The following is a 15,014-nucleotide window of genomic DNA, read 5'->3' on the forward strand; positions in this document are numbered from 1 at the left end:
GAGCCTGTTCCCTCTACGTGACGGAACAGGCTGACAATCAAATCAACGACGTGGCAGGAATTGCAGCGGATCGACTGGTTTACCTTGCCGGCGAATCTCAAAATGCAGTTTCACCCGGTCTGTTCCCGTTGATCCCATTTCGGCAATTGTCTGTCCGACCTTGACCTGCTGCCCCTCCCGAACCAACAGCCTGCGGTTGTGACCGTAGGCACTGACGTAGGTATCGCTGTGTTTGATGATGACGAGTTCGCCGTAGCCCCTCAAACCACTCCCGGCGTACACAACCGTGCCATCAGACGCAGCTAAAACAGGCTGTCCCAAATCCCCGGCGATATCAATTCCTTTATTCAAACTACCGTTTGAAGAGAATTTTCCAATGAGAACGCCATTAGAAGGCCATCCCCAGCCTGTCGGGGCGGGGCCTGCGGGAGGCATCGGAACAGGGGTCGGTTTGCTCGCGACGGACGGTACTACAGCCGTTCCAGCCCCCGCTGGCCGGCGGATGACTGTGGTTTTGCTCGACGATGAAGGCGTCGAACCCGACTGCGTCACCACCGCGGTAGGCGTTGAACCGCTACGGCCATCGAAGCGAATCGTCTGACCGGGGTGAATCGTATAAGGCGCAGGAATGTTGTTCCGCGCCGCGAGGGCCTTGTAGTCCCAGCCGTAGCGAAAAGCGATGGAAAACAGCGTATCGCCGCGACGGACTACATATTGGCCGGTCGTTACCGTAGGACGTTGAGGTGTTGCGCTGTTGCGATCGACAACCCGGACATTGCTCGACGGCGTACTGGAACAACCGACCAGCAAAGTGCTCAAGACAAGGCCAGTCACCAGGCGCTGAAAGCTCGTGATACCCATACGCTGCGCAATGACTGTGAGACTCACCCGCCGCTCCCTTTGTGGTGGCTGAAAAATTGGAGGCTGCCTGTCCAGGCAGCGTTCATACAAATATAGCTGGCGACGACTGCGCCTCTATTAATGAAGCGCAATTCACCACCGCACACGTTTGCTCGACGCCATTGGGCTCTGTTCAGCGAATCGATACCGCTGTAAGACACAGGCGTTGCCACGGAATTCAGCGTCTGTATATAAATGCTCAGGCCAACGGTCCATTGAGTAACGGCACAAACCGCACCGCCCCCAAGACGTGTCGCGAAAAACCGTGTTCCTCGCGCACGATCAGCATCAGTTGCTGAACCTCGCCGGCACCCACCGGGATGACCAGCCGTCCACCGGGGGCGAGCTGATCCAACAGGGCTTGAGGCACGTCGGTGGCCACGGCGGTGACGATGATGCCGTTGTAGGGCGCCAAGGCCGGCCAACCTTCCCAGCCATCGCCCCAACGAAACACCACGTTGCGCAGGTTCAGCTCCACCAGGCGCTCCTTGGCGCGATCCTGCAGGACCTTGATCCGCTCCACGGAAAACACCCGCTCGACCAGTTGCGACAACACCGCCGTCTGGTAACCCGAACCGGTGCCGATCTCCATCACCTTGTCCAGCGGTCCCGCCTCCAGCAGCAACTCGCTCATGCGGGCCACCATGTACGGCTGGGAAATGGTCTGGTTGTGGCCAATCGGCAACGCCGTGTCTTCATAGGCGCGATGGGCCAGGGCTTCATCGACGAACAAATGACGCGGCGTGCGGCGGATCACCTCCAACACTTGGGCGTTGGACAGGCCTTCTTCGTAGAGACGCTGGATCAGTCGTTCACGGGTGCGCTGGGAGGTCATGCCGATTCCACGGCGCAGCATATCGTCTTGCTCACGAGCCATCAGCGCAGCCCCTCCAGCCAGCCATCGAGACTTCGGAAGGCATCGTTGAAGGTACGGTCGAGTTGCAACGGCGTGATCGAGACATAACCTTGCATCACCGCATGGAAATCAGTGCCCGGCCCGCCATCCTCGGCATCGCCGGCGGCGGCGATCCAGTAACCGGCCTTGCCGCGCGGGTCGACGACGTGCATCGGTTTGGCGGCGCGGGCACGATGGCCCAGGCGCGTGAGTTGGATGCCACGGATGTGATCGAGCGGCAGGTTGGGGATATTCACGTTCAGTACCGTGCGTGGCGGTAAGTCCAACTCGCCATGGGCTTCGACCAGTTTTCGGGCGAAGTAGGCGGCGGTCGGCAAGTTATCGACCTGCCGGGATACGAACGAAAAGGCGAACGACGGCTTTTCCAGGAAGCGACCTTCCAGGGCAGCGGCAACCGTGCCGGAATACAACACGTCATCCCCCAGGTTGGCCCCCAGGTTGATGCCCGAGGCCACCATGTCCGGCTCACGCTCCAGCAAGCCGTTGAGGCCCAGGTGCACGCAATCGGTCGGGGTGCCGTTGAGGCTGATGAAACCGTTGTCCAGATAGCAGGGATGCAAAGGACGGTCGAGCGTCAGCGAGCTGCTGGCGCCGCTTTTGTCCTGGTCCGGGGCGATGACCACGCACTCGGCAAAATCCGCCAGCGCAGCATAAAGCGCGGCAAGACCGGGTGCTGTCACCCCGTCGTCGTTAGAAATCAGAATACGCATGGGCTGTCCGTCTGCCCCACCGGCACCAGATCGACGAGTTCGCGCACCAATACAGTGGCGAAACATCCGGCCGGCAGGACGAATTCCAGTTGCAGAATGTCAGGCGAGGGATAATGCCACGACAGCCCGCCAATGGGCAGTCGCAGGATGCGACGTTCGTGACTCATTCCCGCGTTTATCAACCAGTCGCGCAAATCCGCTTCGCCTTCGGCGATAGCCTGCTCCAACTCGAAGACCACGCCAGCGGCGGGCGAAGGTCCTTCGCCCCACTGGGGTCCGGTCGGGTGCAAGTCGAGAATCGCCAGGCGCGGATCGCTGCACTCAGCCTCCCCGGCGGGGAAGAAACTGCGGCTGTCGGTGAAGGCGAGTAGATCGCCTACCTGGGCACGCTGCCAGGTCCCGTCGACGACCCGCGCCGCCAGCACCCGGTTGAACAGGAAACTGCGGGCGGTGGACAACAGCCGCGAGCGCACATTGCGCTGTTCTGGCAATGCCTTGCGCGCGGCCCAGGCACGAGCATCGACGACATTGCCGCCGTCATGGCCGAAGCGCTGGGCGCCAAAATAGTTGGGGATGCCCTGGTGAATAATCTGTTGCAGCCGCGCGTCGATCGCCGCCGCGTCGCCCTTGAATTGAGTCAGGCGCAAGGTAAAACCGTTGGCCGAGTGCGCACCCCTTTGCAGCTTGCGCCGATGGCGTGCGGTCTTGAGGATTTTCAGCGTGTCGTTCTCTGCCGCCGACAAGTCGGGATCGGCCTTGCCTGGCAATTGCACACTGAACCATTGGCGGGTCAGGGCCTGACGGTCCTTGAGCCCGGCATAGCTGACGGTGCGCAACGGCACGCCGGCGGCCTTGGCGATTCGCCGGGCGGCCTCTTCGGTATTCAAGCCGCGCTTTTCAACCCAGATCCACAAGTGTTCGCCATCGCCGGTCAACGGGATGTCGAGCACTTCATCGACCTGGAAATCTTCAGCGCTGGCCTTGAGTACCGCGCTGCCCAACGACTCGCCGTAGGCCCGCGGCCCCAACAATTCCAGTTCGGTCATGGGCGCAGCAACAAGGCAACGGAGTGGACGGCAATGCCTTCTTCGCGACCGACGAAACCCAGCTTCTCGGTGGTGGTGGCTTTCACGTTCACTTGGTCCAACTCAACTTGGAGATCCTCGGCGATCAACTGGCGCATCGCCTCGATATGCGGGGCCATTTTTGGAGCCTGGGCCACGATGGTGTTATCGACATTGCCGACTTTCCAGCCCTTGGCATGGATCAGCGCGACCACATGGCGCAACAGCACGCGGCTATCGGCACCCTTGAATTGCGGGTCGGTGTCGGGGAAGTGCTTGCCGATGTCACCCAGGGCTGCGGCACCGAGCAATGCATCGCTCAAGGCATGCAGCAGGACATCACCGTCAGAATGCGCGAGCAGCCCGAAGCCGTGTGCGATCCGCACGCCGCCCAGAGTAATGAAGTCGCCTTCAGCGAAACGGTGAACATCGTAGCCGTGGCCAATACGCATAAAAAAACGCCCCGATTTTTGTCAGGGCGTGATTCTACCTGCATTAGGCGTTTAGAGCGCGCGCATGATGCTGCAAGTGGTCGTCAATGAAGCTGGCGATGAAGAAGTAGCTGTGGTCATAGCCTGGTTGCAGGCGCAGCTCCAACGGATGATCGGCGGATTTGGCCGCCTGTTGCAACGCTTCGGGCTTGAGTTGGTTGGCCAGGAAATCATCGCGATCGCCCTGGTCTACCAGCAATGGCAGCTTCTCCTGCGCCTCGGCAATCAATGCACAGGCATCCCATTCCCGCCATTTCGAGCGGTCTTCTCCCAGGTAACGGGAGAAAGCCTTCTGGCCCCATGGGCAATCCATCGGGTTGTTGATCGGCGAAAAAGCCGACACCGAACGGTAACGCCCCGGGTTGCGCAAGGCGCAGACCAGCGCACCGTGGCCGCCCATGGAGTGACCGCTGATGCCGCGTTTGTCCGAAGCCGGGAAATGCGCTTCGACCAGCGCCGGCAATTCCTGCACCACGTAGTCATGCATCCGATAGTGCCGCGCCCACGGATCCTGCGTGGCGTTCAGATAAAAACCTGCCCCCAGGCCGAAGTCCCAGGCATTGTCCGGGTCGCCGGGCACGTCGGCGCCACGAGGGCTGGTGTCCGGCGCGACAATGATCAGGCCCAGCTCGGCGGCCATGCGCTGGGCGCCGGCCTTTTGCATGAAATTCTCGTCGGTGCAGGTCAGCCCGGACAGCCAATACAGCACCGGCAACTTGCCGCCCTGCTCCGCTTGCGGCGGCAGGTACACGGCAAACACCATGTCACAACCCAGCACATCGGAACGGTGCCGGTAACGCTTGTGCCAGCCGCCGAAGCTTTTCTGGCAAGAGATGTTTTCCAGACTCATGACCGACCTCAGAAATGGATTACGGTACGGATGCTCTTGCCTTCATGCATCAGGTCGAACGCCTTGTTGATATCTTCCAGGCCCATGGTGTGGGTGATGAAGGTATCCAGCGGGATCTCGCCCTTCTCGGCCATTTCCACGTAGCTTGGCAACTCGCTGCGACCACGCACGCCGCCAAAGGCCGAACCGCGCCAGACGCGCCCGGTTACCAACTGGAATGGACGGGTGGCGATTTCCTGGCCGGCCCCGGCCACGCCGATGATCACCGACTCGCCCCAACCTTTGTGGCAGCACTCCAGGGCGGCACGCATCAACTGGACATTGCCGATGCACTCGAAGGAAAAGTCCACGCCGCCGTCCGTCATGTCGACGATGACTTCCTGGATCGGACGGTCGAAGTCTTTCGGGTTGACGCAATCGGTGGCGCCCAGTTGCTTGGCGATTTCGAACTTGGCCGGGTTGATGTCAATGGCGATGATGCGCGCGGCCTTGGCCTTCACGGCGCCGATCACGGCCGACAGGCCGATGCCGCCCAGGCCGAAGATCGCCACGGTGTCACCCGGCTTGACCTTGGCGGTGTTGAGCACCGCGCCGATGCCGGTGGTGACGCCACACCCCAGCAGGCAGACTTTTTCCAGCGGCGCTTCTTTTGGAATCTTGGCGACGGAGATTTCTGGCAGCACGGTGTATTCAGAAAAGGTCGAGGTGCCCATGTAGTGGAAAATCGTCTCGCCCTTGTAGGAAAAGCGCGAGGTGCCGTCCGGCATCAGGCCTTTGCCCTGGGTGGCGCGAATCGCCTGGCAGAGGTTGGTCTTGCCCGACTTGCAGAACTTGCACTGGCCGCACTCCGGCGTGTACAGCGGGATCACATGGTCACCCACCGCCACCGAGGTCACGCCTTCGCCGATGGCTTCGACAATGGCGCCGCCTTCATGGCCCAGGATCGACGGGAAGATTCCTTCCGGGTCGGCGCCCGACAAGGTGTAGGCATCGGTGTGGCAGACGCCGGAAGCCACCACGCGCAAGAGCACTTCGCCCGCCTTGGGCATGGCCACGTCGACTTCAACGATTTCCAGGGGTTTCTTGGCCTCGAAGGCAACGGCAGCGCGCGACTTGATCATCCGGATTCTCCAGCAAATAAAAACAAGACCGGGAGTGTAATCCTCCGCCGGACAATGAATAATCCAGCCAAAAGCAAAACATTATTGCTGCATAGGGATAATCCTGCATGTCTGATAACCGCTGGGAAGGCATCGACGAGTTTGTCGCCGTGGCCGAATGCAGCCAATTCACTGCCGCCGCCGAACGCCTCGGGGTGTCGTCTTCCCATATCAGTCGACAAATCGTACGGCTTGAAGAGCGTCTACAGACGCGCTTGCTCTACCGCAGTACCCGCCGCGTGACGCTGACCGAAGCCGGACAAACCTTTTTGCAGCATTGCCAGCGCCTGCAGGACGGACGCGAGGAAGCACTGCGAGCCGTCGGCGACCTGACCAGTGAGCCCAAGGGCATGCTGCGCATGACCTGTGCCGTGGCCTATGGCGAGCGGTTTATCGTGCCGCTGGTGACGCGGTTCATGGGGCTTTATCCGCAGCTGCGGGTCGACATCGAGCTGAGCAATCGCCCGCTGGATCTGGTGCATGAAGGCCTGGACCTGGCGATTCGCCTTGGCCGCTTGCAGGACTCGCGCCTGGTCGCCACGCGCCTGGCACCGCGACGCATGTACCTGTGCGCCTCACCCTCTTACCTGGAACGCTACGGCCGCCCCCATAGCGTGTCGGAGCTGAGCCGCCACAATTGCCTGATCGGCAGCTCCGACATCTGGCAACTGGAGCAGAACGGGCGGGAGTTTTCCCAGCGAGTCCAGGGAAACTGGCGCTGCAACAGTGGGCAAGCGGTGCTCGATGCAGCGCTGCAAGGGGTGGGCTTGTGCCAATTGCCGGACTATTACGTGCTGGAACATTTGCACAGCGGTGCGTTGATCTCGCTGCTGGAAGCGCATCAACCGCCGAATACGGCCGTCTGGGCGCTATATCCGCAGCAGCGGCACCTATCGCCCAAGGTGCGCAAGTTAGTGGATTATTTGAAGGGGGGGTTGGCTGAGCGGCCTGAATATCGGGGATGATTAGAGTTCTTCGTTGCCTGGGGTGACGTCATCGCGAGCAAGCTCGCTCCCACAGTGGACCGGTGTGAACACACGTCCATCATTCGACGATAAACCCTGTGGGAGCGAGCTTGCTCGCGATGGCGCCGGCCCAGACGATGACGATCCAATGAGCAAACAGATCCAGCTTAATGCCGATTCGCCCACCGCTGACGCAACCACTCCAGGTCTTCCGGCCGGGTGACCTTGATGTTATCCGAGCGCCCTTCGATCAACCGAGGCGCCTGCCCCGCCCATTCCATGGCAGAGGCTTCGTCGGTAATCACCGCATCCGCCACCAAGCTGTCGGCCAGGGCCCGATGCAAGGCACCGAGGCGGAACATCTGCGGCGTGTAGGCTTGCCAGATCACGCTGCGATCAACGGTTTCCAGCACACGGCCATGCTTGTCGACGCGCTTGAGGGTGTCCCGCGCCGGGACGGCCAGCAAGCCGCCAACCGGGTCGTTCGCCAACTCGCCAAGCAATGTGTCCAAGTCGTCCCGGGACAGGTTGGGCCGGGCGGCGTCGTGCACCAGCACCCAATCGAAATCATCGGCGCCCTGCTCGTGAAGATGCAACAAGGCATTGAGTACCGAATCCGAACGCTGCTCGCCACCGTCGACGCGCTGGATGCGTGTGTCGTTGGCGCAGGCCAGGGTCGGCCAGTAAGGATCGTCGTGGGCAAGGCTGACCACCACCCCCTTGACGGTAGGGTGATCGAGGAAACAGCCGAGGCTGTGTTCGAGAATTGTCCGTCCGCCCAACTGCAGGTATTGCTTGGGACGGTCGGCGGCCATCCGGGCACCAACGCCCGCGGCAGGAATCACGGCCCAGAAGGCCGGTAGACGAATGCTCATTGGGCCAACTGGTAGAGGGTTTCGCCCTCCTTGACCATGCCCAATTCATGACGAGCCCGCTCTTCAACGGTCTCCATGCCTTTTTTCAACTCGGTCACTTCGGCATCCATCACCCGATTACGCTCCAGCAACGCCTCGTTCTCAGCGTGTTGATCGGCAATTTGCTGAGTCAGGTCGGCCACTTGCGCCAGGCTGCCATTACCCACCCACAGGCGGTACTGCAGGCCGGCCAGCAACAGGAGCAAGACAAGAAACAACCAATTGGGACTGCGCATCGAATATCAGGTATCCAGTGAAAAAAGACCGCCATGCCAAACTTTGAAGCGTCTGATAGCACGAAGCCTGGAGAACCCAGGCTTGTGCTTGATAAGGCATCAGGTTAGAGGCAAAACCGCCGTCATGGCGACCTTTACGACCTAACCCGCTGTCTTTTTACCATTTACCGCTTAACCGCGAAACTCGGCGCGACCGTTGTACTTGGCCTTGCCATTCAACTGCTCTTCGATACGCAGCAGTTGGTTGTACTTGGAAACGCGGTCGGAGCGGCACAGCGAACCGGTCTTGATCTGGCCTGCCGCGGTGCCCACGGCCAGGTCGGCAATGGTCGAATCTTCGGTTTCACCGGAGCGGTGGGAGATCACGGCGGTGTAGCCGGCAGCCTTGGCCATCTGGATGGCTTCCAGGGTTTCGGTCAGGGTGCCGATCTGGTTGAACTTGATCAGGATCGAGTTGGCGATCTTCTTGTCGATGCCTTCTTTCAGGATCTTGGTGTTGGTCACGAACAGGTCGTCACCCACCAGCTGGGTTTTCTCGCCGATCTTGTCGGTGAGGATTTTCCAGCCGGCCCAGTCGGACTCGTCCAGGCCGTCTTCGATGGAGATGATCGGGTAGCGTTCGGTCAGGCCCTTGAGGTAGTCGGCGAAACCTTCGGCGGTGAACACCTGGCCTTCGCCGGACAGGTTGTACTTGCCGTCTTCGTAGAACTCACTGGCGGCGCAGTCCAGGGCCAGGGTGACGTCGGTGCCCAGCTTGTAGCCAGCGTTGGCCACGGCTTCGGAGATCACTTTCAGCGCGTCTTCGTTGGACGCCAGGTTCGGTGCGAAACCGCCTTCGTCGCCAACGGCGGTGCTCAGGCCACGGGCTTTCAGCACGGCCTTGAGGTGATGGAAAATCTCGGTGCCCATGCGCAGGCCTTCGGAGAAGGTCTTGGCGCCAACCGGCTGCACCATGAATTCCTGGATGTCGACGTTGTTATCGGCATGCTCGCCGCCGTTGATGATGTTCATCATCGGCACCGGCATCGAATAGACACCTGGAGTACCGTTGAGGTTGGCGATGTGCGCGTACAGCGGCAGGTCCTGGTCCTGGGCGGCAGCCTTGGCGGCGGCCAGGGACACGGCGAGGATTGCGTTGGCACCCAGGGTGGCTTTGTTCTCGGTACCGTCGAGCTTGATCATCGCATGATCGAGGGCTTTCTGGTCGGCAGGGTCCTTGCCCAGCAACAGTTCGCGGATCGGACCGTTGATGTTGGCAACGGCCTTGAGCACGCCCTTGCCCAGGTAACGGCTCTTGTCGCCATCACGCAGCTCCAGCGCTTCGCGCGAGCCAGTGGAAGCACCGGACGGCGCGCATGCGCTGCCGATGATGCCGTTGTCGAGAAGCACGTCCGCTTCAACAGTGGGGTTGCCACGGGAGTCGAGAACTTCACGACCTTTGATGTCGACGATTTTTGCCATTGTTGTAAACACTCCAAAGTTGACGAAAACGACGCAGCGAGAGGAAATCTTTTACCGTCGGCGGGTAGAGAGCAGCGGGCAGGCTTGCCGACGATAACGCCCGGCCCGCAGGCCAGAGCGTTTATCGAGCGGTACTTTACCGGAGAAAACCGCGTTACGCGGTTTCTATCGTCGGAAAACCCTTGACCAGCTCATCCAGGGACTTGAGCTGAGACAGGAAAGGTTCCAGCTTGTTCAAGCGCAAGGCACAAGGGCCGTCGCACTTGGCGTTGTCCGGATCGGGGTGGGCCTCGAGGAACAGCCCTGCCAGGGACTGGCTGATACCGGCCTTGGCCAGGTCGGTGACCTGGGCGCGACGACCGCCAGCGGAGTCGGAACGACCACCAGGCATCTGCAACGCATGGGTCACGTCGAAGAACACCGGGTACTCGAACTGCTTCATGATGCCGAAGCCGAGCATGTCCACCACCAGGTTGTTGTAACCGAAGCTCGAACCACGCTCGCAGAGGATCAACTGGTCGTTGCCAGCCTCTTCGCACTTGCTCAGGATGTGTTTCATTTCCTGGGGCGCGAGGAACTGGGCCTTCTTGATGTTGATCACCGCGCCGGTCTTGGCCATCGCGACCACCAGGTCGGTCTGGCGCGACAGGAAGGCCGGCAACTGGATGATGTCGCAGACCTCGGCGACGACCGCGGCCTGGGCAGGCTCGTGGACGTCGGTGATGATCGGCACGCCGAAGGCTTGCTTGATGTCCTGGAAGATTCGCATGCCTTCTTCCAGGCCCGGGCCACGGTAGGACGTCACGGACGAGCGGTTGGCCTTGTCGAAACTGGCCTTGAACACATAAGGGATCCCCAGTTTCTGGGTGACCTTCACGTACTCCTCGCAGACCTGCATCGCCATGTCGCGGCTTTCCAGTACGTTCATGCCGCCGAACAGCACCATGGGCTTGTCGTTGGCAATCTCGATATCGCCGACGCGGATGATTTTCTGGGCCATCGTCTTATGCCTTTTTCTGGTGTTGAGCCAAAGCGGCCTTCACGAAACCGCTGAACAACGGATGACCGTCCCGTGGCGTCGAGGTGAACTCGGGGTGGAACTGGCAGGCGACGAACCATGGATGGTCCGGGGACTCGACCACTTCCACCAGCGCGCCGTCACCGGAACGACCGGAAATCTTCAGGCCGGCCTCGATCAGTTGTGGCAGCAGGTTGTTGTTCACTTCGTAGCGATGACGGTGACGCTCGACGATCACATCCTTGGCGTAGCAATCGTGCACCTTGGAGCCGGCTTCGAGCAGGCACTCCTGGGCACCGAGACGCATGGTGCCGCCCAGGTCCGAACTTTCGGTACGCACTTCCACGGCGCCGGTGGCATCTTCCCACTCGGTGATCAGGCCGACGACCGGATGGCCGCTGGCGCGATCGAATTCGGTGGAGTTGGCGTCTTTCCAGCCCAGCACGTTACGGGCGAACTCGATGACCGCCACTTGCATGCCCAGGCAGATCCCCAGGTAAGGCACCTTGTTTTCACGAGCGTATTGCACGGCGGTGATCTTGCCTTCCACGCCCCGCAGGCCGAAGCCGCCCGGCACGAGGATCGCATCGGCGCCTTCGAGCAGGCCGGTGCCCTGGTTCTCGATGTCTTCGGAATCGATGTAGCGCAGGTTGACCTTGGTGCGGTTGCTGATACCGGCGTGACTCATCGCTTCGATCAGCGACTTGTAGGCGTCCAGCAGCTCCATGTACTTGCCGACCATGGCGATGGTGACTTCGTGTTCCGGATTGAGCTTGGCATCGACCACGGCGTCCCATTCGGACAGGTCGGCGCCGGCACACTGCAGGCCGAAACGCTCGACGACGAAGTCGTCCAGGCCTTGGGAATGCAGGATGCCCGGGATCTTGTAGATGGTGTCAGCGTCTTCCAGGCCTATGACCGCGCGCTCTTCGACGTTGGTGAACTGGGCGATCTTGCGGCGCGAAGAAATGTCGATCGGGTGATCGGAGCGGCAAATCAGCACGTCCGGCTGCAGGCCGATGGAACGCAGTTCCTTGACGGAATGCTGGGTAGGCTTGGTCTTGGTTTCGCCGGCGGTGGCGATGTACGGCACCAATGTCAGGTGCATCAGCATCGCGCGCTTGGCGCCGATTTCGAAACGCAACTGGCGGATGGCTTCGAGGAATGGCTGGGACTCGATATCGCCCACGGTACCGCCAATTTCCACCATCGCCACGTCGGCGTCGCCGGCACCCTTGATGATGCGGCGCTTGATTTCGTCGGTGATGTGCGGGATGACCTGGATGGTCGCGCCCAGGTAGTCACCACGACGCTCTTTGCGCAGGACGTGCTCGTAGACACGGCCGGTGGTGAAGTTGTTGTTCTGGGTCATGGTCGTGCGGATGAACCGCTCGTAGTGGCCCAGGTCCAGGTCGGTCTCGGCGCCGTCGTGGGTGACGAACACTTCACCGTGCTGGAACGGGCTCATGGTGCCCGGGTCGACGTTGATGTACGGGTCCAGCTTGAGCATGGTGACCTTAAGTCCCCGCGCCTCCAGGATGGCCGCCAATGAAGCCGAGGCAATGCCTTTCCCCAATGAAGAAACAACACCGCCCGTGACGAATATGTAGCGCGTCATGAAAAACCCTAGAAGTCTGCGTTAAAGCGGTCCGAGCCGCCGGGGAAAGCGAAGGAAGGCCGAAGCCCCCGATCACCTGCATTAATCACAGTGCACCTTTCAAAAAAACCGCCGCGTTGGGACAGACCGGAAGTGAAATCACCGGTACGTTGCTCGCTACACATTTTTTGGAATCGCCCAGCAAAGACTGCTTGGTAATCGGCAACTCCTGCAATTCAGGCGAATCCACAGAAGTTGTATCAAGAAGGGAGCGTAGTCTACCGGAAAGCCCCTTTCAGCTCAAACCCAGATCTTGGTTTCCTGGCGTCCAGATCAATTGCCAACTGCCATCAGCCTGTGCATCGAGGCCGGCCAGGTTGGCCACCGCCAGCAATTGCTCGCCCTGATAGAGCAGCGGCAATCGGTCGCGAACGAACGCCGGCACGCCCTTTTCGTTGAGCAAACGCTTGAGATCACGATGACCACGGCCAGGTAGCACCATCACCTCGCCGCCTTGACGATAGCGCACGCTAAGCGCTCCCGCAGGCGGCTTGCCGTTGAGCACCAGCTGACCATTGCCCGGCAAGCGCAGCGCAACCGCCGGATCCGCCCAATCGACGGCGCCTGGCGGCGAAGACAGCCAGTGGTCGGATAACCACCAGACCCGCCCGCCGGCCCGGTGCAACTCGCCGCCGGCCAGGCGCCAGACTGGCCGGGCATCGTCCGCGGCATCGCGCAACGAATCCCAGCTCGCCCAGTGATCGCTGTCGGGCAGCAGGGTCAGCGGCGCCAGCCAGTGGCTCAAGGCATTGCGCTGACGGGCCGGCGACAACGCCCGCAAAGGCGCCAGCGCCAGGGATTGCAACCCAAGCCAGTCGAACGCACACGGGATGGCGGCCTGGGCCAGGTCGATCCGCGCCAAGTCGTCCAGCAAGCCTTGGGCCTCGCCCATGTGCGCTGCGCCGCGAGCCAGGGTTGACGAGGCTTGCGGCCAGTGCTCGGCCAGCATCGGAAAAACCCGCTGGCGCAAGTAATTGCGCGCGTACCGGTGATCGTCATTGGACGGGTCGTCGATCCAGCTCAAGCCTTGCTGCGCCGCATAGGCTTCCAGCTCCACGCGGGACACATCGAGCAACGGCCGCAGCAGATGCCCCTGGCCCAATGGACGTTGCCGTGGCATCGCCGCCAGCCCCCTCACCCCCGCCCCCCGCAGCAGGCGAAACAATAGAGTCTCTGCCTGATCATCACGATGTTGGGCGGTGAGCAGCACTTCATGGCTGCCGATCGCCGCGACGAAGGCGGCGTAGCGCGCCTCGCGAGCAGCGCGCTCGACACTGGCGCCGGGACGCACGTGCACATGCACCACGTCCAATGGCACGCCCAGGGCCGCACAGACCGAACGGCAATGCTCCGGCCACGCATCGGCCACAGCCTGAAGGCCGTGATGCACATGGATGGCGCTCAGCGCGGGCAAGGCGTGGTGTTGCGAAAGGGTCGCGAGCAGGTGCAACAGGACGGTGGAGTCGAGGCCACCGGAGAAGGCGATGCGCCAGGCGGCGGCGTTGCGCCAGGGAATGAGCTGGGTCAGCAGGCGGCTTGGCAGATCGTTGCTTGCATTCATGGGTTTCAGCCTTGTCACAAACAACTGTGGGAGCGGGCCTGCTCGCGAAAGCGGTGTATCAGTCAACTCATCCGTTGAATGTTAATCCGCTTTCGCGAGCAGGCTCGCTCCCACATGGGTGTTGCAGTTCGATCAGAGACCGTAGCTCATCAACCGCTCATAGCGACGGGTCAGCAACGCGTCGTTGTCGAACTTCTTGAGCATCGACAGCTGCGAACTCAGCTCCGCACGGATCAGTGCGGCGGCTGCGGCTGGGTCGCGATGGGCGCCGCCCACTGGCTCGTTGATCACTTTATCAACGATGCCCAGCCCCTTGAGACGCTCGGCGGTAATGCCCATGGCTTCGGCGGCATCCGGCGCCTTCTCGGCGGTTTTCCACAGGATCGAGGCGCAGCCTTCCGGCGAGATCACCGCGTAAGTGGAGTATTGCAGCATGTTCAGCTGGTCGCAGACACCGATGGCCAACGCACCGCCGGAACCGCCCTCGCCAATCACGGTGGCAATGATCGGGGTTTTCAGCCGCGCCATGACGCGCAGGTTCCAGGCAATCGCTTCGCTCTGGTTGCGCTCTTCGGCATCGATGCCTGGGTAGGCACCCGGGGTGTCGATGAAAGTCAGGATCGGCATCTTGAAGCGCTCGGCCATTTCCATCAGGCGGCACGCCTTGCGGTAGCCTTCCGGACGCGGCATGCCGAAGTTGCGGCGTACCTTCTCACGCACTTCGCGACCTTTCTGATGACCGATGACCATCACCGGCTGGTCGTCCAGGCGAGCAACGCCGCCGACGATCGCGGCGTCGTCGGAGAAGTGACGGTCGCCGTGCAGCTCATCGAACTCGGTGAAGATGTGGTCGATGTAGTCCAGGGTGTAGGGACGACGTGGGTGCCGCGCCAGGCGGGCAATCTGCCAACTGGTCAGCTTGCCGAAGATGTCTTCGGTCAGCGTGCGGCTTTTGTCCTGCAGACGAGAGATTTCATCGCCGATATTCAGCGAATTGTCATTACCGACCAAGCGCAACTCTTCGATCTTGGCTTGCAGGTCGGCGATCGGCTGTTCGAAATCTAGAAAATTCGGGTTCATAGGCGTCCGTCTAGGGTCGACGTCCAAGAGA

General features: G+C 61.2%; 15 protein-coding genes. 1 reads left to right on the top strand and 14 read right to left on the bottom strand.

The genetic code is table 11. The features are described 5' to 3' along the window. Window positions 1-42: 42 nt before the first annotated feature. From ACIPQ1_RS09580 to ACIPQ1_RS09610, 7 genes are all read right to left on the bottom strand, one after another. Window positions 43-888 carry a peptidoglycan DD-metalloendopeptidase family protein gene (locus ACIPQ1_RS09580; RefSeq protein WP_250965180.1) on the bottom strand — a complete coding sequence of 282 codons (846 nt, stop codon included), beginning with the start codon at window positions 886-888 and terminating at the stop codon, window positions 43-45. Between the two features lie 211 nt (window positions 889-1,099). Further along, complete coding sequence (locus ACIPQ1_RS09585) at window positions 1,100-1,735, bottom strand: protein-L-isoaspartate(D-aspartate) O-methyltransferase (protein ID WP_170862085.1); 636 nt, start codon at window positions 1,733-1,735, stop codon at window positions 1,100-1,102. Window positions 1,736-1,776: 41 nt separating this feature from the next. Next, on the bottom strand, window positions 1,777-2,526 hold the full coding sequence (gene surE, locus ACIPQ1_RS09590) for a 5'/3'-nucleotidase SurE (protein ID WP_186705514.1): 750 nt from the start codon (window positions 2,524-2,526) through the stop codon (window positions 1,777-1,779). Continuing rightward, the gene (gene truD / locus ACIPQ1_RS09595) at window positions 2,514-3,572 is read right to left on the bottom strand and encodes a tRNA pseudouridine(13) synthase TruD (protein WP_446534011.1); all 1,059 of its coding nucleotides are present in this window, start codon (window positions 3,570-3,572) and stop codon (window positions 2,514-2,516) included. Before truD ends, surE begins: the two co-directional genes overlap by 13 nt. Beyond that, complete coding sequence (gene ispF / locus ACIPQ1_RS09600; protein WP_057451684.1) at window positions 3,569-4,042, bottom strand: 2-C-methyl-D-erythritol 2,4-cyclodiphosphate synthase; 474 nt, start codon at window positions 4,040-4,042, stop codon at window positions 3,569-3,571. Before ispF ends, truD begins: the two co-directional genes overlap by 4 nt. A 43-nt stretch (window positions 4,043-4,085) precedes the next feature. After that, window positions 4,086-4,931, bottom strand: a complete 846-nt coding sequence (gene fghA / locus ACIPQ1_RS09605) for an S-formylglutathione hydrolase (protein ID WP_250965184.1) — start codon at window positions 4,929-4,931, stop codon at window positions 4,086-4,088. 8 nt (window positions 4,932-4,939) lie between these two features. Further along, window positions 4,940-6,052 (bottom strand): S-(hydroxymethyl)glutathione dehydrogenase/class III alcohol dehydrogenase, encoded by a 1,113-nt coding sequence (locus ACIPQ1_RS09610; protein ID WP_060738985.1) that lies wholly within the window; start codon window positions 6,050-6,052, stop codon window positions 4,940-4,942. A gap of 107 nt (window positions 6,053-6,159) precedes the next feature. On the opposite strand from ACIPQ1_RS09610, the gene ACIPQ1_RS09615 reads away from it, so the two are divergent. After that, window positions 6,160-7,056, top strand: coding sequence for a LysR substrate-binding domain-containing protein (locus ACIPQ1_RS09615; protein WP_186705509.1), 897 nt, complete (start codon window positions 6,160-6,162; stop codon window positions 7,054-7,056). Between the two features lie 167 nt (window positions 7,057-7,223). On the opposite strand, the gene ispD is transcribed toward ACIPQ1_RS09615, so the two are convergent. The 7 genes from ispD to ACIPQ1_RS09650 form a co-directional block, all read right to left on the bottom strand. Further along, entirely contained in the window at window positions 7,224-7,931 is a 708-nt protein-coding gene (ispD, locus tag ACIPQ1_RS09620) for a 2-C-methyl-D-erythritol 4-phosphate cytidylyltransferase (protein WP_250965186.1), read from the bottom strand. Next, complete coding sequence (ftsB, locus tag ACIPQ1_RS09625) at window positions 7,928-8,206, bottom strand: cell division protein FtsB (protein WP_003184873.1); 279 nt, start codon at window positions 8,204-8,206, stop codon at window positions 7,928-7,930. Before ftsB ends, ispD begins: the two co-directional genes overlap by 4 nt. Window positions 8,207-8,377: 171 nt before the next feature. Next, a complete protein-coding gene (gene eno, locus ACIPQ1_RS09630) occupies window positions 8,378-9,667 on the bottom strand; it encodes a phosphopyruvate hydratase (RefSeq protein WP_013692387.1) in 1,290 nt (429 codons plus the stop codon). A 154-nt stretch (window positions 9,668-9,821) separates the two neighbouring features. Further along, entirely contained in the window at window positions 9,822-10,667 is an 846-nt protein-coding gene (gene kdsA, locus ACIPQ1_RS09635) for a 3-deoxy-8-phosphooctulonate synthase (protein WP_053118876.1), read from the bottom strand. A gap of 4 nt (window positions 10,668-10,671) precedes the next feature. Beyond that, window positions 10,672-12,303 carry a CTP synthase gene (locus ACIPQ1_RS09640; RefSeq protein WP_003184880.1) on the bottom strand — a complete coding sequence of 544 codons (1,632 nt, stop codon included), beginning with the start codon at window positions 12,301-12,303 and terminating at the stop codon, window positions 10,672-10,674. A gap of 274 nt (window positions 12,304-12,577) precedes the next feature. Next, complete coding sequence (tilS, locus tag ACIPQ1_RS09645) at window positions 12,578-13,903, bottom strand: tRNA lysidine(34) synthetase TilS (protein WP_446534012.1); 1,326 nt, start codon at window positions 13,901-13,903, stop codon at window positions 12,578-12,580. A 132-nt stretch (window positions 13,904-14,035) separates the two neighbouring features. Then, the gene (locus ACIPQ1_RS09650) at window positions 14,036-14,983 is read right to left on the bottom strand and encodes an acetyl-CoA carboxylase carboxyltransferase subunit alpha (RefSeq protein WP_053182408.1); all 948 of its coding nucleotides are present in this window, start codon (window positions 14,981-14,983) and stop codon (window positions 14,036-14,038) included. Between the last annotated feature and the right edge of the window lie 31 nt (window positions 14,984-15,014).

The organism is Pseudomonas sp. LARHCG127 (assembly GCF_052871455.1).

What these genes read in the sequence shown, in the direction of transcription:
- truD (WP_446534011.1), bottom strand. Translation starts at nt 3,572, where the DNA reads ATGACCGAACTGGAATTGTTGGGGCCGCGGGCCTACGGCGAGTCGTTG.
- kdsA (WP_053118876.1), bottom strand. Translation starts at nt 10,667, where the DNA reads ATGGCCCAGAAAATCATCCGCGTCGGCGATATCGAGATTGCCAACGAC.
- surE (WP_186705514.1), bottom strand. Translation starts at nt 2,526, where the DNA reads ATGCGTATTCTGATTTCTAACGACGACGGGGTGACAGCACCCGGTCTT.
- fghA (WP_250965184.1), bottom strand. Translation starts at nt 4,931, where the DNA reads ATGAGTCTGGAAAACATCTCTTGCCAGAAAAGCTTCGGCGGCTGGCAC.
- eno (WP_013692387.1), bottom strand. Translation starts at nt 9,667, where the DNA reads ATGGCAAAAATCGTCGACATCAAAGGTCGTGAAGTTCTCGACTCCCGT.
- ispF (WP_057451684.1), bottom strand. Translation starts at nt 4,042, where the DNA reads ATGCGTATTGGCCACGGCTACGATGTTCACCGTTTCGCTGAAGGCGAC.
- tilS (WP_446534012.1), bottom strand. Translation starts at nt 13,903, where the DNA reads ATGAATGCAAGCAACGATCTGCCAAGCCGCCTGCTGACCCAGCTCATT.
- ACIPQ1_RS09585 (WP_170862085.1), bottom strand. Translation starts at nt 1,735, where the DNA reads ATGACCTCCCAGCGCACCCGTGAACGACTGATCCAGCGTCTCTACGAA.
- ACIPQ1_RS09650 (WP_053182408.1), bottom strand. Translation starts at nt 14,983, where the DNA reads ATGAACCCGAATTTTCTAGATTTCGAACAGCCGATCGCCGACCTGCAA.
- ACIPQ1_RS09640 (WP_003184880.1), bottom strand. Translation starts at nt 12,303, where the DNA reads ATGACGCGCTACATATTCGTCACGGGCGGTGTTGTTTCTTCATTGGGG.
- ACIPQ1_RS09610 (WP_060738985.1), bottom strand. Translation starts at nt 6,052, where the DNA reads ATGATCAAGTCGCGCGCTGCCGTTGCCTTCGAGGCCAAGAAACCCCTG.
- ftsB (WP_003184873.1), bottom strand. Translation starts at nt 8,206, where the DNA reads ATGCGCAGTCCCAATTGGTTGTTTCTTGTCTTGCTCCTGTTGCTGGCC.
- ispD (WP_250965186.1), bottom strand. Translation starts at nt 7,931, where the DNA reads ATGAGCATTCGTCTACCGGCCTTCTGGGCCGTGATTCCTGCCGCGGGC.
- ACIPQ1_RS09615 (WP_186705509.1), top strand. Translation starts at nt 6,160, where the DNA reads ATGTCTGATAACCGCTGGGAAGGCATCGACGAGTTTGTCGCCGTGGCC.